Origin of the sequence: Natroniella acetigena, from assembly GCF_023227745.1 — a bacterium.
GTDB lineage: Bacteria > Bacillota > Halanaerobiia > Halobacteroidales > Halobacteroidaceae > Natroniella > Natroniella acetigena.
On sequence record NZ_JALKBX010000002.1, the window covers coordinates 14677 to 41136 of the forward strand.

General features: G+C 35.4%; 22 protein-coding genes. 1 reads left to right on the top strand and 21 read right to left on the bottom strand.

Annotation, left to right across the window (positions count from 1 at the left end; all coding sequences use genetic code 11):
* Positions 1 to 5 precede the first annotated feature (5 nt).
* The gene (locus MWH25_RS00660; protein WP_248624730.1) at positions 6 to 701 is read left to right on the top strand and encodes an N-acetylmuramoyl-L-alanine amidase family protein; all 696 of its coding nucleotides are present in this window, start codon (positions 6 to 8) and stop codon (positions 699 to 701) included.
* Positions 702 to 733: 32 nt separating this feature from the next.
* Here MWH25_RS00660 and MWH25_RS00665 read toward each other — a convergent pair whose 3' ends face one another.
* From MWH25_RS00665 to MWH25_RS00765, 21 genes are all read right to left on the bottom strand, one after another.
* Positions 734 to 1624 (bottom strand): cell wall hydrolase, encoded by an 891-nt coding sequence (locus tag MWH25_RS00665; RefSeq protein ID WP_248624732.1) that lies wholly within the window; start codon positions 1622 to 1624, stop codon positions 734 to 736.
* Between the two features lie 188 nt (positions 1625 to 1812).
* Entirely contained in the window at positions 1813 to 2751 is a 939-nt protein-coding gene (locus MWH25_RS00670) for a cell wall hydrolase (RefSeq protein ID WP_248624733.1), read from the bottom strand.
* Between the two features lie 67 nt (positions 2752 to 2818).
* Positions 2819 to 4933 (bottom strand): ATP-dependent DNA helicase, encoded by a 2115-nt coding sequence (locus MWH25_RS00675; RefSeq protein WP_248624735.1) that lies wholly within the window; start codon positions 4931 to 4933, stop codon positions 2819 to 2821.
* Positions 4934 to 4946: 13 nt separating this feature from the next.
* On the bottom strand, positions 4947 to 5786 hold the full coding sequence (locus MWH25_RS00680; RefSeq protein ID WP_248624737.1) for a deoxyribonuclease IV: 840 nt from the start codon (positions 5784 to 5786) through the stop codon (positions 4947 to 4949).
* 146 nt (positions 5787 to 5932) lie between these two features.
* Positions 5933 to 8047 carry a polyribonucleotide nucleotidyltransferase gene (locus MWH25_RS00685; RefSeq protein WP_248624739.1) on the bottom strand — a complete coding sequence of 705 codons (2115 nt, stop codon included), beginning with the start codon at positions 8045 to 8047 and terminating at the stop codon, positions 5933 to 5935.
* A gap of 108 nt (positions 8048 to 8155) precedes the next feature.
* On the bottom strand, positions 8156 to 8419 hold the full coding sequence (gene rpsO, locus MWH25_RS00690) for a 30S ribosomal protein S15 (RefSeq protein WP_248624741.1): 264 nt from the start codon (positions 8417 to 8419) through the stop codon (positions 8156 to 8158).
* Positions 8420 to 8548: 129 nt separating this feature from the next.
* Positions 8549 to 9460, bottom strand: a complete 912-nt coding sequence (locus MWH25_RS00695; RefSeq protein ID WP_248624744.1) for a bifunctional riboflavin kinase/FAD synthetase — start codon at positions 9458 to 9460, stop codon at positions 8549 to 8551.
* A 24-nt stretch (positions 9461 to 9484) separates the two neighbouring features.
* Positions 9485 to 10459 (bottom strand): DHH family phosphoesterase, encoded by a 975-nt coding sequence (locus MWH25_RS00700; RefSeq protein ID WP_248624746.1) that lies wholly within the window; start codon positions 10457 to 10459, stop codon positions 9485 to 9487.
* A complete protein-coding gene (rbfA, locus tag MWH25_RS00705; RefSeq protein WP_248624748.1) occupies positions 10452 to 10802 on the bottom strand; it encodes a 30S ribosome-binding factor RbfA in 351 nt (116 codons plus the stop codon). The genes MWH25_RS00700 and rbfA overlap by 8 nt, the downstream gene beginning before the upstream one ends.
* A gap of 20 nt (positions 10803 to 10822) precedes the next feature.
* The gene (gene infB / locus MWH25_RS00710; RefSeq protein ID WP_248624750.1) at positions 10823 to 12766 is read right to left on the bottom strand and encodes a translation initiation factor IF-2; all 1944 of its coding nucleotides are present in this window, start codon (positions 12764 to 12766) and stop codon (positions 10823 to 10825) included.
* Positions 12767 to 12830: 64 nt separating this feature from the next.
* Positions 12831 to 13886: a transcription termination factor NusA gene (nusA, locus tag MWH25_RS00715; RefSeq protein ID WP_248624752.1), complete on the bottom strand. Its 1056-nt coding sequence runs from the start codon at positions 13884 to 13886 to the stop codon at positions 12831 to 12833.
* Positions 13887 to 13910: 24 nt separating this feature from the next.
* The gene (gene rimP / locus MWH25_RS00720; protein WP_248624754.1) at positions 13911 to 14369 is read right to left on the bottom strand and encodes a ribosome maturation factor RimP; all 459 of its coding nucleotides are present in this window, start codon (positions 14367 to 14369) and stop codon (positions 13911 to 13913) included.
* 170 nt (positions 14370 to 14539) lie between these two features.
* Positions 14540 to 18838: a PolC-type DNA polymerase III gene (locus tag MWH25_RS00725; RefSeq protein ID WP_248624756.1), complete on the bottom strand. Its 4299-nt coding sequence runs from the start codon at positions 18836 to 18838 to the stop codon at positions 14540 to 14542.
* A 13-nt stretch (positions 18839 to 18851) separates the two neighbouring features.
* Positions 18852 to 19532, bottom strand: coding sequence for an MgtC/SapB family protein (locus MWH25_RS00730; protein ID WP_248624758.1), 681 nt, complete (start codon positions 19530 to 19532; stop codon positions 18852 to 18854).
* A 55-nt stretch (positions 19533 to 19587) separates the two neighbouring features.
* Positions 19588 to 20232, bottom strand: coding sequence for a glycosyltransferase family 2 protein (locus MWH25_RS00735; protein ID WP_248624761.1), 645 nt, complete (start codon positions 20230 to 20232; stop codon positions 19588 to 19590).
* 18 nt (positions 20233 to 20250) lie between these two features.
* On the bottom strand, positions 20251 to 21957 hold the full coding sequence (locus tag MWH25_RS00740; protein ID WP_248624763.1) for a proline--tRNA ligase: 1707 nt from the start codon (positions 21955 to 21957) through the stop codon (positions 20251 to 20253).
* A 95-nt stretch (positions 21958 to 22052) separates the two neighbouring features.
* A complete protein-coding gene (gene ispG, locus MWH25_RS00745) occupies positions 22053 to 23105 on the bottom strand; it encodes a flavodoxin-dependent (E)-4-hydroxy-3-methylbut-2-enyl-diphosphate synthase (RefSeq protein ID WP_248624765.1) in 1053 nt (350 codons plus the stop codon).
* Positions 23106 to 23113: 8 nt separating this feature from the next.
* Positions 23114 to 23668 (bottom strand): HD domain-containing protein, encoded by a 555-nt coding sequence (locus MWH25_RS00750; protein WP_248624767.1) that lies wholly within the window; start codon positions 23666 to 23668, stop codon positions 23114 to 23116.
* An 11-nt stretch (positions 23669 to 23679) separates the two neighbouring features.
* A complete protein-coding gene (locus tag MWH25_RS00755; RefSeq protein ID WP_248624769.1) occupies positions 23680 to 24096 on the bottom strand; it encodes a hypothetical protein in 417 nt (138 codons plus the stop codon).
* 16 nt (positions 24097 to 24112) lie between these two features.
* Positions 24113 to 25183, bottom strand: a complete 1071-nt coding sequence (rseP, locus tag MWH25_RS00760; RefSeq protein WP_248624771.1) for an RIP metalloprotease RseP — start codon at positions 25181 to 25183, stop codon at positions 24113 to 24115.
* On the bottom strand, positions 25180 to 26334 hold the full coding sequence (locus MWH25_RS00765; RefSeq protein WP_248624774.1) for a 1-deoxy-D-xylulose-5-phosphate reductoisomerase: 1155 nt from the start codon (positions 26332 to 26334) through the stop codon (positions 25180 to 25182). The genes rseP and MWH25_RS00765 overlap by 4 nt, the downstream gene beginning before the upstream one ends.
* Between the last annotated feature and the right edge of the window lie 126 nt (positions 26335 to 26460).

Consider the following 26460-nt stretch of genomic DNA (forward strand, 5'->3'; position numbering starts at 1 on the left):
TGCTAATGAAAATAATTTGGTTTAAAGCTTTTTCAACTTCTACTCTAGCATCATTCTTCTTCATCTTCTTTTTGCTCAGTTCCATGATCAACTTTGTTGTTCAAAGCAACCAACCACAATCTAAATTGGAACGAAAGATAATTGTTGATGCAGGTCATGGAGGAATTGATGCTGGGGCCAACAGAAAAGGAGTTTTGGAAAAGGATATTAATTTAGCTATTGCAAAAAACTTAGCTAATTTTTTGAATAGAGGTAGTCTAGAAATAATTATGACTCGTACAGAAGACAAATTATATAATGATGATCGTAATCAAGATATTATTAACCGAGTCAAAATAGCTAATGAAAGTGGTGCAGAGTTATTGATCAGTATCCATACCAACAGCTTCCCCAGTTCAACATCATTTGGGGGCCAAACTTTTTATAAGCCCAATTCAGAAGAAAGTAAGAAACTTGCCTCTGCTATTCAAGAAAAACTGATAGAAATTCAGCCAGAAAATTACAGAAAGATCAAATCAGCTCCGTATTATATTTTACGTAAGAGTAAAATTCCAGCTGTAATTGTAGAGGTTGGTTTTATAAGTAATCCTGAAGATAGAGAGAGATTAACAGATCAAGAAGAACAACAAAAGATTGCTCGAGGAATTGGAGAGGGGGTCATCAATTACTTTAATCAAAAATTAAAAGAGACCCCTAATTAGGGGTCTCTTAAAAATTCAAATATTAAAAAGAATTAAGTTGAGAAATGATGTTTCCCGATTATTGTCTCACTTCGCATATTATCAAACATCCATTGTGATGTTGCAGTAACAGGATTATAATAGAATATTGCTCCTCTACTAGGATCCCAACCTTTTAAAGCATCTTCAACAGCATCTCTTGCTTCCTGATCTGGTTGTAACCAGAACTGTCCATCATGCACTGCAGTAAAAGCCCATGGTTCAAAAACAACATCTTTAATAGTATTAGGGAATTCAGAATCTTCAACTCGATTTAAGACAACTGCTGCTATTGCTACCTGCCCCTCATAAGGTTCACCACGTGCCTCTGAGTGAACAGCTCTTGCTAATAATTCAAATTCTTCATCTGTAATATTCATTCTATGATTTGAAGAGCTTTGTGTTGTTTGAGTAGCTGGTGTTCTTTGCACGTTTGTTTGAACATTTGTTCGAGCACTAGCTTGCTTAGTAACGTTAGAATGTGGAATAGTTAACATTCTTCCAGTACGAATTAAATCGGAGCTTAAATTGTTCCAAGCTCTAAGTTCTTGAACAGTTGTATTGAAACTTCTAGCGATACTAGACAAGGTATCACCACGTCTAACTTGATACTGTCGTGAAGTTAAGTCATTAATTGTTCGCCAATCAGAAATCCCGTCAATTCTTAAACCATTATTCTGTTGATATCTAACTACTGCTCTTTCAGTCAATTGACCATAATAGCCAGTTATTGGCCCAAAATAGTAACCAAAACCTGCCAATCTAGTCTGTAATTCCCTTACATCATCACCATCATTGGTAAATGATAATGGTCTACTACCCAATGAAGCTGCCTCTGCTGCAGGTACTAACACCATCGCTGTTAAGAGCATTACTGCCACTACTAATATAGTTTTTTGCTTCATTTCTCTCCTCCTTTGACTTTAATTACTCAAATGTGTTTGGTTCAATCAATTATACTTAATCTGCAGATAATTATATATAATTAATTTTAACTTATCAAAAGAAGTTATTATGATATTTGGAAATAAATATTAAAAGAGTTGCTAAGTAATAAAAAACCTTTAATCCCCAGCTGGGGATTAAAGGTTTTTTATCTCGCAAAAACATGATTTCCAATTTCAACAACCACATCTCGTGTTTCAAACCAAGAAATATAATTAGCAGTGCGTGGATTATAAAAGTATACAGCACCACGGGTTGGATCTTCTCCTCGTAAAGCAGCTTCAGCTGCTCGATAAGCTGTTCTATTTGGTGTTAAATCAATCTGTCCATCAAAGACCGGTGAAAACTGTCGAGGTTGATAGATCACATCCCTAATACTATCAGGAAAGAAAGAATCAATTACACGATTTAATACCACAGCTCCAACTGCTACTTGTCCCATATACGGTTCACCTCGTGCTTCTCCATGAATTATTCTCGCCAATAATTCAACCTCTTGATCAGTTACAGTATGATATAAAACTTCCTTATCACTTAGATTATTGATCGGCAATTGAATTGTATCTCCTAATCGGATCACACCTGAATCACCGAGTTCATTCAACTCTTTAAGTATATCAATACTGGTATTAAATTCTCTAGCTAAATCATACAAGTTATCACCTCGTCTAATGGGATAATCTAATGTCTCTAAATTACTAACATCAATTTCTTGGCGAGGACTCTCTTTTCTAATTTTCACTTTATACTCTTGGTTGACATCTAATTGATAATTATTTAATTCATCATCTGGTTGATATAATTTATTAATATTTTCTTGAATAGCTATCCCATCAACTACTTCATGATGTTCAGGAATTAATAACTTATCTTCCGCTCTAATAAATTCATCTTCTTTCAAACTATTAAGCTCTCTAATCTCCCGCACACTGACCCCGAATTGCCGAGCAATATTGATTAATGCTTCACCTTCTCCTACGGTATAGACCAGTTTAACTCTAAAACTTGGAGTAGCCCAACTAACTTCAGCAGCTACTAGTATAAATAAAATAGCTAATCCAACTATAATTTTATTCTTCTTGATCATCTTCCTACTCCTTTCTTAAACTTCTACTTTGATTTAAATACCATTTAAAATATTCTAGATAGCTTGTCTAATTCCTGTTAATTAATTTATCAGTTAATAAGTTTAATTTATCAATTACAATTTGGCTATCCGAAGGAAAAGATTTCAAAAATATATTCCCATAACTTTTACTAACTACACGGTTATCTAAAATTATAACCCACCCTTGATCTTCTTTAGAACGAATCAATCTACCAATTCCTTGCCGAAATTTAATTACTGCTTTAGGTAACATATAATTAAAGAAAGCATTTTGGCCATTATTCTCTATATCTTCTATTTTAGCTGCTATAACGGGATCCGTTGGGACTAAAAAAGGCAACTTAACGATGAGTACACAACTTAATTGCTTCCCGGGAATATCTACTCCCTCCCAAAAGCTAGCAGTTCCTAATAACAATGACCTCTGATTAGCTTTAAAGTCTTCAATTAATTGGTGGCGAGACTTCATCCCTTGGCAGTAAAGATTGTTAATTTTTAATTGTTCAAGTTCTTCTAATAGTTCTTGATAGACCTGATTTAACATCCAATAAGAAGTAAATAAGACTAAACTATTCCCTTCTCTAATTTGAACAATATTCTTTATTGCTCCAACAACTTCTTTTACAAATGATTCATGCTTAGGATTAGGAAGATCTTTAATTACTCCTGCCTGTAATTGGTTACGATAGTCAAAGGGACTACCTACTTTTAATGTATCAACTGTGAAATTTTGCAACCCCAAATTCTTACTGATAAAATCAAAAGAATTATCAACAGTCAACGTTGCAGAAGTAAAGATTATTGAATCCATCTTTTCTAATAAATTAACCTCTAATTCTTTACTAATATCCAAAGGAGCAGAGCATAAACTACAATTATCAGCTTTTGGCTCCAACCAATAAACATAATCTGGCTGAGGGGTATTAATTATTTCTCCAATAGTTTGATTAATCTTAGTACAGAACTCTATTTTTGCTGCCAACTCTACCGCTAAAACTTCAAAATTTTCTAATTCATCTTCTGCTAATGTTAATTCTTCAAATATTTCTTCCATCCCTTGTCTTAAACTACTTAAATCCAATAAAAAGTTCTCTACTTCTATCTTAATAACTTCTTTCCATAATTTTTCGTTTCTAACTTCCTCTGTTAATCTGACCTTATATTCTTTAAAATTATCTTCTGAAAATTTAATTAACTGATTAAATAAACTATGTACCCTATCAGTTAATTTCCTAACTAAAGGAACCAAGTCATTATCAATTCGCTTTTGAAACCTTTGCTTTAACTTATCCTTTAATTTACTACTGACCAATCTTAGCTGTAATAAAACTCCGATTCCTTCTTCAAAATTATATAATGATTGCAAAAATTTAATAATCCCTTCTTTACTAAGCTTCAGCCCTAAATAACTAGTAGCCACTTCTTCTATGTTATGTGCTTCATCAAAAACAACCTTCTTGTAAGAAGGTAGGACTGCTGTTTGCTCTTCTAAATCCTGTTCTTTTCTTAAAGCAAGATCTGCAAATAACAAATGATGATTTACAATCAACAGATCAGCTTCTTCAATTTCCCTTCTAGCAAAAATAAAATGGCATTGCTCATAATAAGGACAATTGGCCCGTAAACATAATTCACTTTTAGATGAAATTTGCTCCCATAATTCAAAGCCAACCTTAAAATCTAAATCAGAACGACATCCAGTTTCAGTCTTTAAGATCCATTGATTAATCTTTGCTAGCTTGTCATATTTACCAGCAGCTAATTGAGCATGCTTTTCATATTGAATTAACCTTCTTAAACAGACATAATTTCTTCTACCCTTAACTAATACAGCCTTAAAATCCAACTCAAAAACTTCTTGTAATAACGGAATATCCTTATTAATCAACTGCTCTTGTAGATTGATTGTATTAGTTGAAATAATAATTTTTTGTTCCTCAACTAATGAAGAAAAAATACTGGGAACTAAATAAGCCAATGATTTTCCAGTTCCTGTCCCCGCCTCTATCAATAAGTGTTTCTTCTGCTTAAAAACATCGGTAATCTTCATCGCCATTTTTTGTTGTTCAGATCTATATTCATATTTAGGAAAAAATGAAGCTAACCTTTCATCAGGAGCAAAAAAGCCTTTGATTTGATCTAATTCTAACTTCAAACTCATAATTACTATCCTTTCATCTTACTAACTGCTTAAGTGTAGCTAAATTTTGTAGATCATCACCAAACTCATCAATTGGAGTCTCTAAAATAAATAGTTTCTCCTGCAATTGAGGGTGGTTAACTAATCTCCTAAATCCTTCTAAGCCAATTTTACCTTGTCCAATGTGCTGGTGTCGATCCTTATTAGAAGCAAATTCTGTTTTAGAATCATTAACATGAATTACTCCTAATTTATCTAGTCCAAATAAATCATCGATCTGTGCCACTAATTTATCTAATTCTTCCTCGACACGTAAATCATAACCTGCTGCAAAACCATGACAGGTATCATAACAGAGTCCTATTCTATCAATATTAGTTATTGGCTTTATCATCTCTTTTAATTCTTCTAGACTAGAACCTAAAGCTGTTCCTGCTCCAGCGACATTCTCTAATAAAATACGGACTTCAGGATCAGTTCTCTCTAAAACCTGTTGTAATGCTGCTGTTATTCTAACAATTCCTGCTTCGACACCTGAACCTGTATGGCTACCTGGATGTAAAACTAAATACTCAATCCCTAATCTATCAGCCCGCTTAACCCCCGCTACCAAAGCATCAATGGATTTTTGATATAACTCATCTTTAGGAGAAGCTAAATTGATTAAATAAGGGGTATGAATTACTGCTGATTCTATTTGGTATTGCTTTAAATTCTCTTTAAATTTATTTGCTTCTTCAGCACTCAACTCCCTTGCCTTCCAACCCCTTGGATTAGTAGAAAACATTTGAAAAGTATTACAGCCTAACTCAGCTGCTCTAATAACTGCTTGGTCAACTCCTCCAGCAATTGATGTATGGACACCAAATTTCATATCTCTCACTCCTATCTCAATTAACAATTTACAATGTCCAATGCACAATTAAATTCAAAATATCAAAATCAAAACACTGAAAAAATTAAAAACATAAACTAGAATAAATCCAGTTTATGTTCTTGAATAAAATTTATCTCTAATTATTAATTATCATCTTTGTTCTGCTCATCCTTGTCAGCTAAAGCATCTTTACGAGATAAATTAATTCGGTTTCGGTCATCAATCCCTATTACCTTAACCAATACCTCATCCCCTACTTCTAAAATATCTTCTACTTTTTTAACATGGTGATCAGCTAATTTAGAAATATGCACTAATCCTTCTTTACCTGGCAATACTTCAACAAAAGCACCAAAGTTAGTTGTTCGTTTTACTTTTCCTAAATACATCTCACCAACTTCAACATCCTTAGTTAACCGTTCGATCATCTTACGAGCTTCTTTGCCGCCTTCTTGATCTTCAGCTGCAATAAAGACTGTTCCATCATCTTCAATATCAATCTTTACTCCTGTTTCGTCAACAATCTTCTTGATTGTCTTTCCGCCTCGACCAATAACATCTTTAATTTTGTCGGGATCTATTTTCATTGTCATGATGCTTGGAGCATAAGCTGACATCTCTTCACGGGGCTCAGAAATTGTCTTTAACATTTCATCTAAAATATGTAATCTACCCACTCTTGCCTGCTCTAATGCTTCTTTTAAGATCTCTTTAGCAACACCTTTAACCTTCATATCCATCTGTAAAGCTGTGATTCCTTCTCTCGTTCCTGCTACTTTAAAGTCCATATCTCCATTGAAATCTTCTATCCCTTGAATATCAGTTAAGATTGCTACTTGATCATCTTCTTTCATTAACCCCATTGCAATTCCTGCTACTGGTGCTTTAATTGGAACTCCTGCATCCATTAAAGCTAATGTACTTCCACAGATACTTGCTTGAGAAGTAGAACCATTTGAAGCTAAGACTTCAGAAACCAATCTCAATGTATAAGGAAATTCATCTGCTGAAGGAATCATCGGTCTTAATGCTCTCTCTCCTAAAGTACCATGACCAATCTCTCTTCTTCCTGGTCCACGCAAAGGACTCGTTTCACCTACACTATATGGTGGGAAGTTATAGTGATGCATATATCTTTTAGATTCTTTCTCTTCTAACCCATCTAGAATCTGCTCATCACCTACAGCACCTAATGTAGCAACTGTCATTGCTTGCGTTTGACCACGAGTAAATACTCCTGACCCATGTGCTCTTGGCAATAAACCAACCTCACACCAGATCTCACGAACTTCATCTAATTTACGACCATCAATTCTTACCCCTTCATTTAGAACTAAATTTCTGATCGATTCTTTTGCAACCTGATCTAAAGTACTTTTAACTACTTTAATCACTTCTTCATCTTCTTGATATTTATCTTTAAAATGCTCGATAACTTCTCCCTTTACCTGATTGACTTGATCTCCTCGCTCAAATTTATCAGCAGTCTGTAGAGCTTGACTTAATTGATCTCCTACATAATCTCTAACTTCCTCTTCAATCTCTGCATCTTCAACAATTTTTAATTCAATATCTGCTTTTTCTTTACCTACCTCTGCAACAATTTCATTTTGTAATTTTACAACTTTTTTAACTACTTGATGACCAAAATCAATAGCTTCTATCATTTCTTCCTCTGATACCTCATTAGCACCTGCTTCAACCATCATTACTGCTTCTTCAGTTCCTGCCACTGTCAAATCAAGTCCACTCTCTTTATACTGCTCAATTGTTGGGTTAATAATAAATTCTCCATCAACTAGTCCAACTTTAACTCCACCAATTGGCCCATCAAATGGGATATCAGAAATAGCAAGTGCAGCTGAAGCACCAATCATCGCCGCAATATCAGGTGAATTATCAGAATCAACCGATAATACAGTAGCTACTACTTGAACATCATGTCTCATTCCTTTAGGAAATAAAGGTCGAAGTGGTCGATCAATCACCCGTGATGTCAAAGTAGCTGCATCGCTTGGTCTTCCTTCTCGCTTAATAAATCCACCAGGAATCTTACCAGCAGCATACAGTCTTTCTTCATAATTAACCATTAATGGAAAAAAGTCAATCCCTGATCTAGGTTCATCCATCGTAGCAGTTACTAGAACCACTGTTTCTCCATAACGAACTAAAACTGAACCATTAGCTAATTGGGCCAACTTTCCAGTTTCAATCGTTAACTTTCTTCCTCCTAATTCCATTGACCATTCTTGTGCCATAAAATCTAACCCCTTTCTACAATATTATCTTATTTTTAGCTATACCCAATTTCAAAATTTAAATACTAAAATATAAGAGCGGGGGTCCCCCGCTCTTATAATCTATTATTATCCTCTAATGCCTAAATCACTAATTAATTTTCGATAAGATTCTATATCATTGTTTTTAAGATATCTAAGTAATCTTCTTCTACCAACCATCTTTAACAGACCACGTCTAGAATTATGATCTTGTTTATGATCCTTTAAATGTTCAGTCAGCTCTGTAATTCGCTCTGTTAAGATAGCAATCTGTACTTCCGCAGAACCTGTATCATTATCATGACGTCCATACTCATTTATAATTTCTTGCTTTCTCTCAGCTTCTAACATTCTTTGTCACCTCCTTGTATTTTAAAATCCCCAATCACCAAGTCAATCGCTGGAGCAACGAATAACCTAGTTAATGGTTATAAAAGCAATTCCATATAATATTTTAGCATACTAAAAGAAAAATGTAAACTAATTTAAGACTTTTTTAGCTAGTTCAACATCCTTTTTGATTCTTGTTACTAATTCATCTTCTGTAGTAAATTTATTTTCTCCTCTAATTCTTTCTACAAACTCTAATTCCACCCTTTGTCCATAAATATTTTCACTAAAATTAAAAATATGAACTTCAATAGCAAATTGCTCTGTATTAAATGTAGGTCGTAAGCCTAAGTGGACTACCCCATCATAGACTTGCTTCTTAACCTTTACTCTACAAACATAAACCCCAAAAGGTGGTAATGCATAATCAACAACAGGAAGTAAATTAGCCGTCGGAAAGCCTAAATCCCTTCCTCTCTGTTCTCCTTTTACCACTCTACAATCTATGGCTAAATTTCTCCCTAATTGTTCCTTGACCTCACCTAATCTTCCTTGTTGGGTTAACTTACGAATATAAGTACTACCTATTTCTTGATCATTAATTTTCACTGCAGGAATAGCTTGGACATTAACACCAAATTCTTTTCCTACAGAAGCTAATTGTTCAGATGTTCCTTTGCTTTGATAGCCACATCTAAAATCTTCCCCTACAATGATCTCTTTAACTGAAAAGCGCTTGATTAAATAATCAATTAAAAACTTCTCAAAGGAAATTTTAGAAAACTGAGGAGTAAACTTCTGCAAAATAATCTGCTTAATCTCTAGTGATTCAATAATTTTTCTTTTTTGCCGCCAACTTGCTAATGCCTTAGGAGCTTTAGCTGGGGCCAAAGTCCGCAGTGGATGAGGATGGAAAGTAAATAAGCCACTATCATAACCTAACTGATTAGCCCTTTTGATTGTTAGGTTAATGATCTTTTGATGACCTAAATGAATCCCATCAAAAGTACCTAAAGTCATTACTACAGGACGATTATGAGCTTTATTATATATTATCTCCAATCTAACCTCTCCTTTCAGGAGACTTTACTTATCTTTAGCTAGCTGCTCTTTTATTGCCCTGATTACTTCTTTTTCTACCTCTTCTAATTTAAGATTAATTGTACAGCCAGCCGCTCGCGGATGACCTCCGCCACCAAATAAGTCTGCTACTTGATTAACTTTTAAGTAATTATTAGATCTTAAGCCAACTCTAATCTCTTGCTCCTCAACTTCTTTAAATAAAACTCCAACCTCTGCTCCTTTTAAAGTACGAGGATAATTGACCAACCCTTCAGTATCTTCTAACTCAGCACCAACTTCTTCTAACATTTCTCGGCTAACCTTTAACCAAGCTATCTTTCCCGTTGAATCAACTTGTAAATCCTGTAGGACTTTACCACGTAAGATTAAATTTTGATAGGAGTTAGTCTCTAGTACATGTTTAGCAATTAAAGATGGATCTACACCATAATTCAATAGTTCAGCCATAATCTGATGGGTCAGACTGGTAGTGTTAGAATAACGAAAAGAGCCTGTGTCAGTAATCAAACCGGTTGCTAATACTGTTGCTATCTCAGAAGTCAATTCTACTTCTTTCATTTCTTGTTGGATGTTATAAATTAATTCTACTGTAGCAGCAACCTCAGCTACTAAATTATAATCTCCAAATAAATTGTTATCCTCATGATGATCAATGTTAATGACTATTTGTTCTGTAACTAACTCCTGCACTCTAGCTATTCGCTCCAAGTTACTACTATCTACTACTACAATTAAGTCAACATCTACTGTTAAACCCTCTTCATACTGTTGTACTTCTTCAATATTAGGTAAAAATGTAAAGCAATCAGGAATAGAATCATCTATGATAATAGTAGTTTTTTTTCCTAATTGCTCCATCATCAATTTTAAAGCCAACATAGAACCCAGATTATCTCCATCAGGACTGATATGACCGGTTAGTAAGATATTTTCAGCATCCTTAATTGAATTAATTACTGCAGAAATCTTCTCATTCATCTTCTCCGTCCTCATCTATCTTCTCTAATATTTCAAAGATGCGCGTTCCCTTTTCGATTGAATCATCATACCTAAAAATAATTTCTGGAGTATGGCGCAATCTAATTCTTTGACCAATTTCTCTTCTAACAAACCCTTCTGTAGCTTGTAATCCTTCCATAGTTTCCTCTTTCTTACCATCCAAAATGCTGACAAAAACTTTAGCATGGCGCAAATCACCAGAAACCTCTACATCAGTTACAGTTACAAAACCGATTCGTGGATCCTTAATCTCTTTTTGTAATAGATCACTTACCTCTTGTTTGATTAATTCCCCAACTCTCTGTGAACGATGGCGAGCCATTCCTATCATCTCCTATCAATTTATAGAGTTCTTTTAACCTCTTCATAATCATAAACTTCCATAATATCTCCTACTTTAATATCATTATAATCTTCAATTCCAACCCCACATTCATATCCTTCAGCTACCTCACGCACATCATCCTGAAAACGCTTAAGAGAACTAATTTCTCCCTCTTTTATAATCTTTCCATCTCTAATTAATCTAATTTTAGCATTCCTATTAACCTTACCACTTTTAACATAAGACCCAGCAATTGTACCCACTTTAGGTACTTTAAAAGTTTCTCTAACTTCTACCTGACCTAAAACAACCTCTTTATAATCAGGATCTAATAAACCTTCCATTGCTTGCTTAATCTCTTCAATTGCTCTATAAATAACTCGATAAGTACGAATTTCAACAGTTTCTTTTTCAGCAACCTTACGTGCATTAGCCCCAGGACGCACATTAAATCCAATAATAATTGCATTAGAAGCTGAAGCCAACATAACATCAGTTTCAGTAATTCCTCCTACTCCATCATGCACAACTTTAACTTGAACTTCTTCTGTACTCAAATTCAATAATGATTCTTTTAATGCCTCAACTGATCCTTGTACATCAGCTTTAACTACGATATTTAAATTCTTAATTTCTCCTTCTTGAATTTGAGCAAATAGATCATCAAGGTTGACTGTTGTATTTTGACTTAATTCATCAGCTCTTCTTTTATCTTCACGTTTATTAGCAACCTCTCTTGTAGCTTGATCATCTTCTAAAACTTCTAATAAATCTCCAGCTTTTGGTGCTTCAGATAAACCCAATACTTCAACTGGAGTAGAAGGACCTGCCTCTTCAATCCTTTCTCCTCGATCATTAATCATCGCTCTTACTCTTCCCGAAGCCATACCTGCTACAATAGGATCTCCTACTTTTAAAGTTCCATTCTTAATTAAAACAGTAGCTACTGGACCTCGACCTCTATCTAATTCAGCTTCAATTATCACTCCATGTGCTGCTCGATCAGGATTGGCTGTCAACTCTTCCATTTCAGCAGTCAAAATTATCATTTCCAATAATTCATCCAGATTCTGCTGCTTCAAAGCAGAGACTGAAACACAGATCGTATCTCCACCCCATTCTTCAACTACCAAACCATGTTCTGTTAATTCCTGCTTAACCCTCTCTGGTTGAGCATTAGGTTTATCAATCTTATTAACAGCTACTATAATTGGCACTTCAGCTGCTTTAGCATGATTAATAGCTTCAACAGTTTGTGGCATAATTCCATCATCAGCTCCAACTACTAAAATAGCAATATCAGTTGCTTGAGCACCACGAGCCCTCATCGAAGTAAATGCTTCATGCCCTGGCGTGTCTAAAAAAGTAATCATCTGATCATCTACTTCAACTTGATAAGCTCCAATATGTTGCGTAATCCCTCCAGCTTCACCAGCTGTTACATTTGCTTTTCGAATCGCATCCAATAGAGTAGTCTTTCCGTGATCCACATGTCCCATTACAGTAATTACCGGTGGCCTAGTTGACAAATCAGCTGGAGCATCCTCAATATCTGCTACCAATCCATAAATATCATCTTCAGTGTCATCTTCTTTAACATCTTTTACCTGATAACCATACTCTTCTGCTACCATCTCAACTGTTTCAAGGTCAAGCTCTTGATTAATTGTAGCCATAATTCCTAGGTTAATCAATTCAGTCATTAAACTATTAGGTTCAATCTCTATCTCTTCAGCTAGCTCTTTAACAGTTAATTTTCCTTTAACTTCTATTATATCTGCCTCTTGATCAACTTCATCTTCATCAGTTCCTAATACCATATCCATCACCATTTCAGCAGTATCTTCCTCTACTGTACTCATATGACTACTAACATCTAATCCTAACTCCTGTAATATCTCAATTAATTCTTTATTTTCTAACTCTAGTTCCTTAGCCAACTCATAAATTCTAATCCCCATTAATTAACACCTCACTATTAATTTGTAATATTAATTTGTAATTTTATTCATTACACAAACAACTTTAGAATAATCCCGAATCCTTCTCTTCCGACTGCGATTCACTCTTAATATCGATCTTCCACCCTGTCAATTTAGCAGCTAATCTAGCATTTTGTCCTTCTTTCCCAATCGCTAAAGACAATTGATAATCAGGTACAATTACCTTAGCTACATTTTCTGCCTCATCAACCTCTACATCAATAACTTCAGCAGGACTTAAAGCATTAGAGACAAACGTTGCAATATCTTCATCCCAGTGCACAATATCAACCTTTTCCCCATTTAATTGATCAACAATAATCCGTACCCGAGAACCATTAGGGCCAACACAAGAACCCACAGCATCTACATCTTCTTCATTAGAGTGAACAGCAATCTTAGAACGTGATCCTGCCTCTCTTGCTACAGCTTTAATTTCTACAGTTCCATCATGAATCTCAGGAACTTCTAACTCAAATAATCTCTTTAATAGTCCTGGATGTGTCCTTGAAACTAAAATGTTTGGCCCTTTGGTAGTTTCACTAACCTCAACAATATAAACTTTGAGCCGATCCCCTTGCTCATACTCTTCAATTGGTATTTGTTCTGGCGGAATTAAGATTGCTTCCGCCTTTCCCAAATCAATAATCACATTCTTTTTGTTATGGCGTTGGACAATCCCTGTTACTATATCTCCTTCTCGATTGGAAAATTCCTCATAAATAATATCCCGTTCTGCTTCACGGATTCGCTGAATAACAACTTGTTTAGCTGTTTGAGCTGCAATCCGACCAAAATTACCAGGGGTTACTTCAATCTCTACTTGATCTCCCAGTTCATAATTAGGATTCTTCTGCTGGGCCTCAGTCAATGAAATTTCCTCATCTTGATTAGCTACTTCCTCAACAACCTCCTTAGTAGAGTAAACACTTACTTCACCAGTATCTTCTTCTATATCTATCTCTACACTTCCAGCAGAACCGAAATCCCGTTTATAAGCCGATTTCAATGCTGCTTTAATTGCATCAAGTAGCATTGCTTTAGGAATCCCCTTTTCTTTTTCAATATCATTTAAAGCTTGAATTAACTCAACATTCATCTTTTTAACTCCTCTCCTTCTAGCCTAAAATTCAACTGCCAACTTAGTTTTAGCAATTTTAGCAAATGGTATACTCACTTCTTTACCATTTAAACTAATCTTAACATTCTCATCCTCAAGACCAAGTAACTTACCCATCAACTCTTTTTCCCCATTTATCGGTGCATATGTAGAAATCTCAACCAACTCTCCACTAAATCTTTCAAAATCTTGCTTTTTCTTTAACGGTCGATCAATTCCTGGTGATGAAACCTCTAACAGATAAGATTGTTCTATTGGATCTTCTAAGTCCAATTGTTCACTTAAATTTTGGCTTACCTGTTGGCAATCATCTAAAGATACACCATCTATATTATCAACGAAGACCCTTAAAATCCAATTCGGTCCTTCTTTATTATATTCTACATCAACTAATTCCAATCCTTGATTTGCAACTATCGGTTCTGCTAATTCCATTACAATACGCTCTACACTTTTTCCCATGCTTTTTCTCCTCCCTTGAACTTTATTTTCCCAAATTTTAGTATCATTTATTCTTATTCGACTAATTAATTTTATTGCATAATTAAAGAGTGGGTTCTTTACCCACTCCGTTAGTGTAGATATCAACAAATATATATTACATTTTAGCATATTATTAACCCTTTTGCAAACTATATTCCAAAGAGAGATAATTGATTAGTCTCTGGTAAATCATCTACAGCACCAATCTCCTTTAAGACTTCAATTACTGTTTTACTTAAACCAGTTCTATTAACCAGATCTTCTATTGATGTAAATTCATCCCCTTGACGTGCTTGAACTAAACTCTCTGCTGCACTCTCCCCTAAGCCTTGTAGGCTGACTAAAGGGGGTAACAACCCTTCATCTGTAATCTGAAATTCTTTAGCATGAGATTGATAAATATCAACCGTTTTAAAGGTAATACCTCTAGCCATTGCTTCAATTACTATCTGTAAAACCTTTAATGTATTCTTATCTTTAGCTGTCGCATCATTACCCTTAGCTTTAATTTCATTAATCTTTTTCTTGATAAAATCTTTTCCTTGTAACACAATTTGTGAATCAAAAGCATCCGCTTTAATAGTAAAGTAAGTATTATAAAAAGCTTCAGGATAATGAACCTTAAAGTAAGCAATTCGAAAAGCCATCATCACATAAGCAGCTGCATGAGCTTTAGGAAACATATAATTTATCGTTTTACAAGATTTAATATACCAATCAGGCACATCATTATCTCTCATCGCTTTTTCTTCCTCTGCTGTCAATCCCTTTCCTTTACGGACATGTTCCATAATCCAAAAGGCTGTGGAAGGTTCTACTCCCTTCTGTAATAGGTAATTCATAATGTCATCACGAACAGAGATTACTTCTGCTAACTCTGCTACTCCTTGCTTAATTAAATCTTGAGCATTATTCAACCAGACATCTGCTCCATGCGACAATCCACTAATCCTTACCAGTTCAGCAAAGGTAGTCGGTTTAGTCTCTTTTAGCATCCCCCTAACAAAACTGGTTCCAAACTCTGGAATACCCAAAGTCCCTAATTCAACTCCTACCTCATCTTGACTGACACCTAATGGTTCAATACTGGAGAAGATTGCCATAGTCTCTTCATCTTCTAAGGAGATCTCTTGGGGATCAACACCGGTTAGATCCTGTAACATCCGAATACTTGTTGGATCATCATGCCCTAAGATATCGAGTTTCAATAGATTATCATGAATTGAATCAAAATCAAAATGAGTCGTCAGCGTATCGGTATTCATATCATTAGCTGGTTTCTGAATCGGAGTGAATTCATAGATCTCCTTGTCTTGTGGTACAACTATCTGCCCTCCAGGATGTTGACCGGTCGTCCTCTTTACCCCCGTACAACCAGCAACTAAACGATTAATCTCAGCTTTTCGTAACGGTAAATCATTATCTTGAGCATAGCCTTTGACAAAACCATAAGCAGTACGATCGGCAATTGTAGAGATTGTTCCTGCTCGATAGACATATTCTGCTCCAAATAACTCTTCTGTATACTGATGAACCTGCGGCTGATACTCCCCGGAAAAGTTAAGATCTATATCTGGTACTTTATCTCCCTCAAATCCTAAAAAGACTTCAAACGGAATATCAAAACCATCCTTAACCAACTGGCTAGAACATTCAGGACATTCTTGATCTGACAGATCGACCCCTACTCCCACAGAACCATCAGTAAAGAATTGATTATATTTACATTCTGAACATCTATAATGAGGTGGTAAAGGGTTCACTTCTGTAATATCGGTCATAGTAGCTACTAGAGACGAACCAACTGAACCACGAGAACCAACTAAATATCCATCATCTAATGATTTCTTAACTAATTTTTTTGAAATTAAATAAATTACTGCATAACCATTTCCAATAATCGAACTCAACTCTTTCTCTAACCTTTTTTCTACAATTTCTGGTAATGGACTGCCATAGAGTCTTTCCGCTTTATTATAGGTCATTGACCTAATTTTATCTTCTGCCCCTTCAATAGTTGGCGTAAATAACCCATCGGGAATTGGCTTGATCTCTTCAATCATTTCTACTATCTGATTTGGATTATCAATTACTAGCTTTTTAGCTACCTCCGGCTCAAAATAATCAAACTCCTCTAACATTTCAGCAGTTGTTCTAAAGTATAATGGTGCTTGCTGATCTGCATCATCAAAACCTTGTCCTTCCATTAAGATTTGGCGATAGATGCTATCTTCAGGATCTAAAAAGTGAACATCACCAGCAGCAATTACAGGCTTTCCTAATTTCTTTCCTAGTTGATAAATCTTCTGATTAATCTCTTGTAATTCCTCTAAAGATTTAACTGTTCCCTGGGCCAATAAAAATTTATTATTACCAATCGGTTGCAATTCAAGATAATCATAAAATTTAGCTAACTCCATCAATTCCTGTTCAGGTTTCCCATTCAATACTGCTTTATATAACTTTCCCGCTTCACAAGCAGAACCAATAATCAACCCTTCTCTATTCTCTAATAATTCACTTTTTAAAATTCTAGGCACACGATGAAAATTATCAATATGAGCTTTTGAAACTAATTTGTAAAGATTTTTAAGACCCACTAAATTCTTAACTAAAATAGTAGTATGATAAGGTCTAACTCGCTTATAATCAATCTTACTTGTCAATTGATTTACCTCTGCTAAAACAGAAATATCTTGCTCAAGAGTTAAATCTATTAATTCTGCAAATATTTCAGCAGTCACAGTCGCATCATCAATAGCTCGATGATGATTTTCTAAATCTTTATTAAACTTTTTAGCCAATTTATTCAACTTATAACTCTTTAACTCTGGTAATAATGCTCGAGATAAATTCAAAGTATCTACAGCGGTATTAGTTAGTTTTTCTCTCTCTAGTCTGCGTAACTTATCTTCAATAAACCCTAAATCAAAACTCAAATTATGAGCTACTACAGTAGCTTCTCCAATAAAATCCACAAACTCTTCAAGTGCTACTTCTAATTTAGGGGCCAACTCCACCATCTGATCAGTAATCCCTGTCAATTCAGTAATCTCAGCTGGAATAGAAGCTTCTGGATTAATAAAAGTTTGATAAGTATCAATTACCTCCCCAGCTTCTAATTTAACTGCTCCTATCTCTATAATTTGATCAGAATGAGGATTAAAACCTGTCGTTTCCAAATCAAAGACTATAAAGCTCTCTTCTGTTAATTTCTTCTCAGTTGGATTTAAAACGATCGGCTCTCCATCATCGACCAAATATGCTTCTAGACCATAAATTACTTTAATATCTCTATCTACAGCAGCACTGTAAGCATGTGGGAAAGACTGTACTACCCCATGATCAGTAATTGCAATTGCTAGATGACCCCACTCATCAGCCCTCTTAATTACCTCTCCTACATCAACGACTGAGTCCATTGCACTCATCTTAGTATGTAAATGCAATTCACTTCTCTTTTCTGCTGCATCATCTTCCTTAACTTCAGGTACAATAGGCATGACTGCATTAGCCATCAAGCTCAATTCATGATCATACTTATCATACTTGACTGGTCCTTGTACTTTAACCCAACATCCTTTAGCAATATTCTTAGCTAAAGCCCCTCCTTGCTTCTCAAAGACTTTGACTGTAATTGAATCAGTACTGTCAGTTAAATAAAATATAACTAAATTTCTACCACTTTTTAACTCCCTAACTTCTAAATCAAATACTTCGCCAGCAATAACTATCCTTCGTTCTTCTCCTACTATCTCTTTAATAGCAGTCGGTTGTCCGCTTATCTCATTGCCCAACCAAACTTTATTTAAGCTTTCACCTCGAGGTTGATCAGCTTTAGTTCCTGCCTCTTCTCGTTGAGCAATAGAGTTAACCAAACTCTTCATATAAGCATCATTTTCCTTAGTTTGCTCATCTTTAATCTTTGCCAATTCATCCTCAAAATCTCCTAAGCCAAACTTAACTTTAACTTGTTGATTATACTCTTGTTCAATTATTTGAGCTAAAATCTGATGACAGTTCTTCTTCTCTAATGCTTCAATTGCCATTTTATTCTTAACTTCTACAATCAACAATTCATCTTCTACTCGCCAACGAGATAACGAAAGCCAACCATTAGTCTGTGGCAACTGCTCTCTTATCTTCTTAATTATCTCCTCCCACTCTTCAGTCAAAATTAACTCTAAAGATAACTCAGGATCATAATATTCAACTTGATACTTAAACTGCCCTTTAGAAATCATTTCAGTCCCTAATTTTTCTAACTGTTCAACAATTTCAAACCCTTGGGGCAACTTAAACTTGACTTGACACTGATTATCATCGAGATCAACTTCAACTCTAAGAACCTTTATTTTATTGACTAGTTCTTGACTGGTAAATTCTTCTTTTAATCGTTCTTTAAACATACAACTATCACCTTTAGGTTTAATTACTACTTTAGCCATTCTAATCTCTCCCTTAATCTAGATCCTTAATCTGAACACTAATAACACTTGGCAGTTCAGTCAACACCCCAATCAATTGGTTTTGGTCAACTTCCTCGGATTTCTGTATCTTTAAATTAATATAAACATTATTAGCCTCCTTATAACAATGTTCTATACATGTATCAGTAATCTGAATTTCATTTTCACCTAATACAGAAGCAATCTTACCTAATGAACCCACCTGATCAAAAATTTTAATTCGTAATGAATACAATTTTTGACTATTATAGAGTCTGAAGTCAACTTGCATTAAAAGTGTTAACGTTATCATTACTAAGATAGTAGCAATTACCGCATTTAAATAAAAACCTGCTCCTACAGCTAAGCCAATTCCAGCAACTGTCCATAAACCAGCAGCAGTTGTTAGTCCCGTAACCGAAAATCCTTCTCTAATAATAGTTCCTGCTCCTAAGAAACCAATCCCACTGATAACTTGAGCAGCAATTCGACCAGGATCACCTGGATCAGACAATACCCCTTCATATAATAATGGAACTTTTAAGGAAACTGTCATAATCAAAGTTGAACCTACTGCTACCAAGATATAAGTTCTAAATCCTGCTGGTCTATAACTTCGCTCCCTTTCTAGACCTACCAGCCCCCCTAATAAGCAAGCTAATAATAAACGTGAAACGATTTCTAGCGCTTCCAACTATTATCACCCCCTAAAGATCAAATGTTGCTTGTTTTTACAAGCAACATTTGATCTATTTTATCTTATTTTTAAACCACGAAAAATTCCTTGCTATATCCCAATACATTTTAAGTCTAGATTTAAAGCCTTTTACAACACCTAACTTTTCCTCTTTTAAGACATGAGATAGATCATGAAGTTCGATCTCCTTAATTTCAATATCATTTTCTTTAATATGTTGAGTTAAAGCTACCTCTACACCAAATTTGGTCATATTCAAATCCGAAACCCCTTCTAATACACTCCGCTTTACTGCTCTCTGTCCTGATAAAAAAGGAGCAATTTTTTGGGCCAAATCAGTAACCATCCTGCCATCAGCAAAGACTCCAATAGTCATTTCAGTCTGTTGCTTAATTAGGGGCATTAACAACTGATCAATATGCTCAGCTGTCAACCCCAATAGATCAGCATCTAAAAAGAGAATTATATCACTCTTACTATTTTCTATTCCAACCTGCATCGCAGCCCCTTTACCCTGATTTGACTCCAATTCAATAACGTTAGCTCCAGCTTGAGTAGCTTCAATAGCCGTATTATCAGTTGAGCCATCACTAACTACAGTAATTTGATCAATCAAACGATGATTTTTAACTTGAGTTACTACTTGAGCAACCGTATCTCCTTCATTATAAGCAGGAATCACAGCAGCAATCTGCATTAATAAATAACCTCCTAGTTACTTTAACTGAGCTATCAAATCTTTGATTGCAGTTAAAGCTTGATCAGCTTCAATCTCTAATTCTTCTCCCGTCTGTCTCATCTTAACTTCTAATTTACCCTCTGCCAAAGAGCGAGAACCAATTGTAATTCGAATTGGACAACCAATTAAATCAGCATCATTAAACTTGACTCCTGCTCTTTCTTTTCGATCATCAACTAATGTTTCAATTCCTGCTGCTGATAATTGATCATATAATTCAGTTGTTTTATCGCTTACTTGGTCATCATTTCCTAACGGCAATAAATGAACCATATAAGGAGCTAAAGCCTTAGGCCATTTAATGCCATATTGATCATAATTTTGTTCAATCACTGCAGCTATTGTTCTGGTAATTCCAATTCCATAACAACCCATTACTAACGGCTGACTCTTCCCATTTTCATCTAAAAAACTAGCTTCTAAAGCTTGGCTATACTTGGTTCCTAGTTTAAAGACTTGACCTACTTCTATTCCAGAAGTCAAACTCAGCCCAGCACCACATTCTACACAACTTTCTCCCTCTTTCACACTGCGGATATCAGCAACTTCAGTCACTGTAAAGTCACGCTCTGGATTAACATTGATATAATGTTTATCTACTTTATTCGCTCCACTTACAACATTAGTTAGTTTCATTACCAACTTATCAGCAATTATTTTAACCTGACCATCAAGACCGACTGGTCCACTGAATCCTTTGACAGTCTCTAACTCTTCATAAACTTGCTCTCCAGCCAATTCAAGATTGACTACATCTAATAGATTAGCTAACTTGATCTCATTAAGATCATAATCGCCGCGTACCAAAGCTAGTACTATTTCATCTTCTGCTTGGTAAAATAAAGCTTTAATCATCTTATCTAACGGAAGCTCTAACTCTGCAACCAACTCTTCCATAGTAGTTGCATCTGGTGTATCAACCTCTGTCAACTCCTTTAACGCTTCTTCATTTTCTTCAACTTCAACCTGAGAAGTTGCTAACTCTAAATTAGCAGCATAGCCACATTCTTCACAATAAACAACTATATCCTCTCCTGCTTCAGCTAAAGCCATAAATTCATGAGAGTCTTTTCCGCCAATTGTACCAGTATCTGCTTTGACAGATCTAAAATCTAACGCACATTTAGTAAAGATCTCTTGATAAGCATCATACATCTGCTGATAACTCTCTTCTAAACCTGCTTGATCAGTATCAAAGCTATAAGCATCTTTCATAATAAACTCTCTACCACGTAGCACCCCAAATCGTGGTCTAATCTCATCACGATATTTAGTTTGGACCTGGTAGAGATTCAATGGTAGATCCTTATATGATCTAACTTCATCCCTCACCAAATTGGTAATTACTTCTTCATGGGTTGGCCCTAAACAAAATTCTCTGCCTTGTCTATTCTCTAATCGCATCAATTCAGGTCCATAATTTTTTAGCCTTCCTGATTCTTCCCACAATTCTGCAGGCTGTAAAGCTGGTAATAATAATTCCTGTGCTCCTGCTCGATCCATTTCTTGTCGTACAATATCTTCAAATTTCTTAATTACTCTATATCCTAGCGGCAAATATGTATAGACACCTGAACTTAACTTTCTCATTAAACCAGCTCTTAACATTAGTTTATGGCTCACAACCTCTGCATCAGCTGGAGTCTCTTTTAAAGTTGGAATATACATCTGTGACATTTTCATGATTTTGTACCTCCTCTATTATCAAACACCTCTTTTAAAAGCAAATAAGACCACTTAAATTTTATCAACCATAACTGAACTTGTCAATTACAAAACTATTCTAGATTGTCAATCTCAATCAACAGTTCATCTACTAGATCCTTGCCAGGAACCTTCTTAATAACTTCACCTTTTTTAAAGATCAAACCAACATCTTTCCCTCCAGCAATACCTAAATCAGCTTCTCGTGCTTCACCAGGGCCATTGACAACACAACCCATCACAGCTACTTCTATCGATTTATCTAAATCTGCTATCTCTTCTTCAACCTGATTAGCAATCTCAACCAACTCGATTTCACATCGTCCACAAGTCGGACAAGAAATTAAATTAACCCCCTGCTCTCTTAAGTTCAGTGCATTTAAGATTTGAAAGCCAACTTTAACCTCTTCTACTGGATCTCCAGTCAAAGAGACTCTGATTGTATCTCCCAAACCTTGGGCCAAGATAGCTCCAATTCCTGCTGCAGACTTAACTGTTCCTGATTTAATTGTCCCCGCTTCTGTAATCCCAACATGTAACGGATAGTCAACCTCTTGAGCTATTAATTGATAAGCTTTTAAGGTCATCATTACATCAGATGCCTTTAGAGAAATAATAATCTCTTCAAAACCAAATTTCTCTAATAGTTCAATATTCCCTAAAGCACTTTCTACCATTGCTTTTGCTGTAGGATGACCGTATTTTTGTAGTAACTCTTTTTCTAACGAACCAGCATTAACCCCCACTCTAATTGGAACCTGACATTCTAATGCCTTATTAGCAACCAACTCTATCTTATCTTCATTTCCTATATTACCTGGGTTGATTCTCAAACCATCTATCCCTTGCTCTAATACCTCTAGAGCTAATTTATAATTGAAATGGATATCTGCAATCAAAGGAATCTCAATCTCTTCTTTAATCTGAGCAACCTTACTTGCCGCTTCCTGATCAGGAATTGCTACTCTAACCAATTCACATCCTACCTTCTCTAATTGCTTAATTTGAGCAACTGTTTCTTTTACATTACGTGTATCAGTATTGGTCATTGACTGTATTGAAACAGGAGCATTCCCACCAATCTGTACATCCCCTATTTGTACTGCTTTTCTTTTCTGCCTTTTCATCTTATCACCTACTTTAAGTCACATTCTTCACAACCATTATTACAATTTCTTGTCTGTCGATAAACTAACATATCAAGCCTTCTAGTTCGTTGCAAAGCTTCTGCAAAAGAAATCCTAACATTATGATGCGAACCCCCATCTTGCTTATCCATATCATCTGCATCAGACACTACCTGTTGTAAAGGGGTTAATTTTACATTCTTATTAACTGGGCTTGAATTACTATGAAAAAGAATAGCCAAAGCAATATCCCGTGCTTTACCTAAGCTTTCTCCTTTAAAGATTAATAACTCATGGGCCCGTTCTGCCCCTTTGATTGTATGAATATCAAATTCATTATAAGATTGATAGTCCCATTCGCCTTGTTTTTCCCAATTAGTATGACCGATATCATGTAATAATCCAGCTTTAGTAGCTAAATCAACACAAATTTTGCGATCTATAGCTAATTCAAAAGCATTCTCTGCTGTATTAACAGCATGACAATAACCTGCTTTAGGCAAATGTTTTTTTGCTATACTATCTGTTAGCAATGTTTCTAAAGTTACATAGTCATCTAACACAGATTCACCTCCTACTTCTCAGCACAGTCATCACATAATCCATCATTGCGTTTAACTTGAGCTCGAGCTTCTTTACCACATTTGCGACAGTCAGTTCCAATCAACTCAAAACATGCCTCACAAAAATCATGTTTACTAGCAAATTCAGGATCAGGCTTACCACAGATCTTACAAACACACTCTTTGCAATAACCATTATTTTCTTCTAACTGCTTAGGAACTACTTTCCCACAAGCTTTACAAGCGTACTTACCATCTTTTTCTTCCCTTAGTCTTTTAACACAATCTTCACAAATATTCTCATGCTTTAAGATTCTAACTTCCGTAGCTTCTGCTCCACAAATGGCACAATATCTCTCTACTCTCCGTCCACTAACTTTATTAGGATCTAACCATTTACCTCCACGTCTAGTCTGTTGTTTTGCCATTTTTATCACCTCTAAATTAAATAATTGCCCTCAGATCTTGAATCATAATGATTACAAATAATAACATCAATAATATAAAACCTATTAAATGAACCATGCCTTCTTTTTCTTGATCAACTGATTTTCCAGTAATGATTTCATAACCTAAAAAGACCAATCGTCCTCCATCTAAAGCAGGAATAGGTAATAAATTCATAATTCCTAAATTGACACTAATTATTGCTGCTAAATTCATTACTCTAAGCATTCCACTTTGGGCTGCATCTCCTACCATCTGAGCAATTCTAACCGGTCCAGATACTTCAGCACCTATCTGTCCAGTAATCATCTGCCATAACCCAACAATTATAGCTACTATATATAGCCCTGTCTGCTTAAGCCCAAGCCATAATGCCCTGAAAATATTAACAGGTTCTCTAGTCAAAACTGGTATAATTCCAATTACACCTTCTTGCCGTTCTTGCTCCATAATTGGAGTTACTTCTGTCTCAAACACTTGCCCATCCCGTTCCACCTCTAAGCTAAGCTGTTGGCCCGGATTGCTATGAATAACCTCAGATAATTGATCCCAGCTCTCTACTTGTTGATCATTAACTGCCAATACTTTATCACCATCTCTTAATCCTGCCTGATAAGCTGGTTGTTCAGGAATCACCTGCCCGATAACAGTACTAGATGAACTATCAACAGGGATACCAAAAATAGTAAAGATTAGGGCAAATAATAAAATCGCTAAGATAAAATTCATTATTGAACCCATACTAATAACTCCAATTCGTTCCCAAACAGACTTTTGAAATAAACATTTATTATTTCTGACGGCTTCTTGATAAGCCTCAATCTCCTCTTGCTCACTCTCATCATCGATTGGCATTTCTCCAGTCATCTTACAAAACCCACCTAAGGGTAACATCCGAATTGAATAGAGTGTTTCACCAACCTGTTTCCCTATTACTTTTGGCCCCATACCAAGGGCAAATTCTTCGACTTGAACTCCTACATGTTTAGCAACTAAAAAATGTCCTAATTCATGAAAAAAGACCAAAATACCCAATACAATTATAAAAGAAACAATTGTTAGAATCAATTTCTACCACCTTCTTTTCTTGCCTGCTCTCTAGCCCAACTATCAGCTGCTAAAATATCATCTAATGTTGGAGTTATAATTGCTTGATGTGCCTCCATAACTTTCTCAATTATTTGCGGGATTTGAATGAATTTCAGTTGATTATTTAAAAATTGAGCAACAGCCACCTCATTAGCAGCATTTAATACAGCAGGCATTGTTCCTCCAATCTTTCCAGCTTGATAAGCAAAGTCTAAACAAGGAAATAAGTCTCTTCTTGGCTCTTCAAAAGTCAATTTTCCAACCTGGGCCAACTCCAAACTCTCCAACTGGTTTTTCTTGCGTTCAGGATAGGTCAAGACATACTGAATCGGCACTTTCATATCAGGAAGACCCAACTCGGCTAACATCGAATGATCTTGATATTCAACTAAAGAATGAACAATACTTTGGGGATGAACTACTACATCTATCTGCTCAAAATCTAAATCAAATAACCACTTAGCTTCAATAACCTCTAAGCCTTTATTCATCAAAGTAGCAGAATCAATTGTAATCTTACCTCCCATATCCCAATTAGGATGATCCAAAGCTTGCTTGACCGTTACTTCTGTTAAATCTTTAGCACTAGCCTGCCGAAATGGCCCTCCAGAAGCAGTTAAAATAATTCTGCTAACTTGTTCCTTCTCTTCTCCTTGCAAAGCTTGAAAAATTGCATTATGTTCACTATCTATTGGTAAGATAGACACCTCATGTTGAGCAGCTTCCCTCATTACAATTTCTCCTGCAGTTACTAATGTTTCTTTATTAGCTAACCCTATATCTTTTCCAGCTTTAATTGCCTCAAGAGTAGGCTTAACCCCTATAGCACCCACTACTGCATTAACTACTAAGTCAATCTCAGTTAAAGTAGCCGCTCTAATTAAACCACTTTTTCCTACTAAAACCTCTGTTTGCAAATCTTTTAAATTATATTTTAACTCAGTTGCTGCTTCTTCATTCATCAAAACAGCATATTGTGGCTTATATTTCTTAACTTGGGTAGTTAATAACTCTACATTCTGATTGGCTGTCAGGGCTAACACCTCAAACTGCCCTGTTAAATTATCAATCACCTCTAAGGTTTGTTTTCCAATCGAACCTGTTGAACCTAAAATACTTATCTTTTTCATAACAGTCCTCCTAACTTACTTGTGACTAGTTACTGGTAGTTTGTGATTGGTAATTGGTAATTAGTAATTAGTGATTTGTTACTTGCTATAAACTTTAAAGTTAAATTTTATTACAATAAAGCTTCA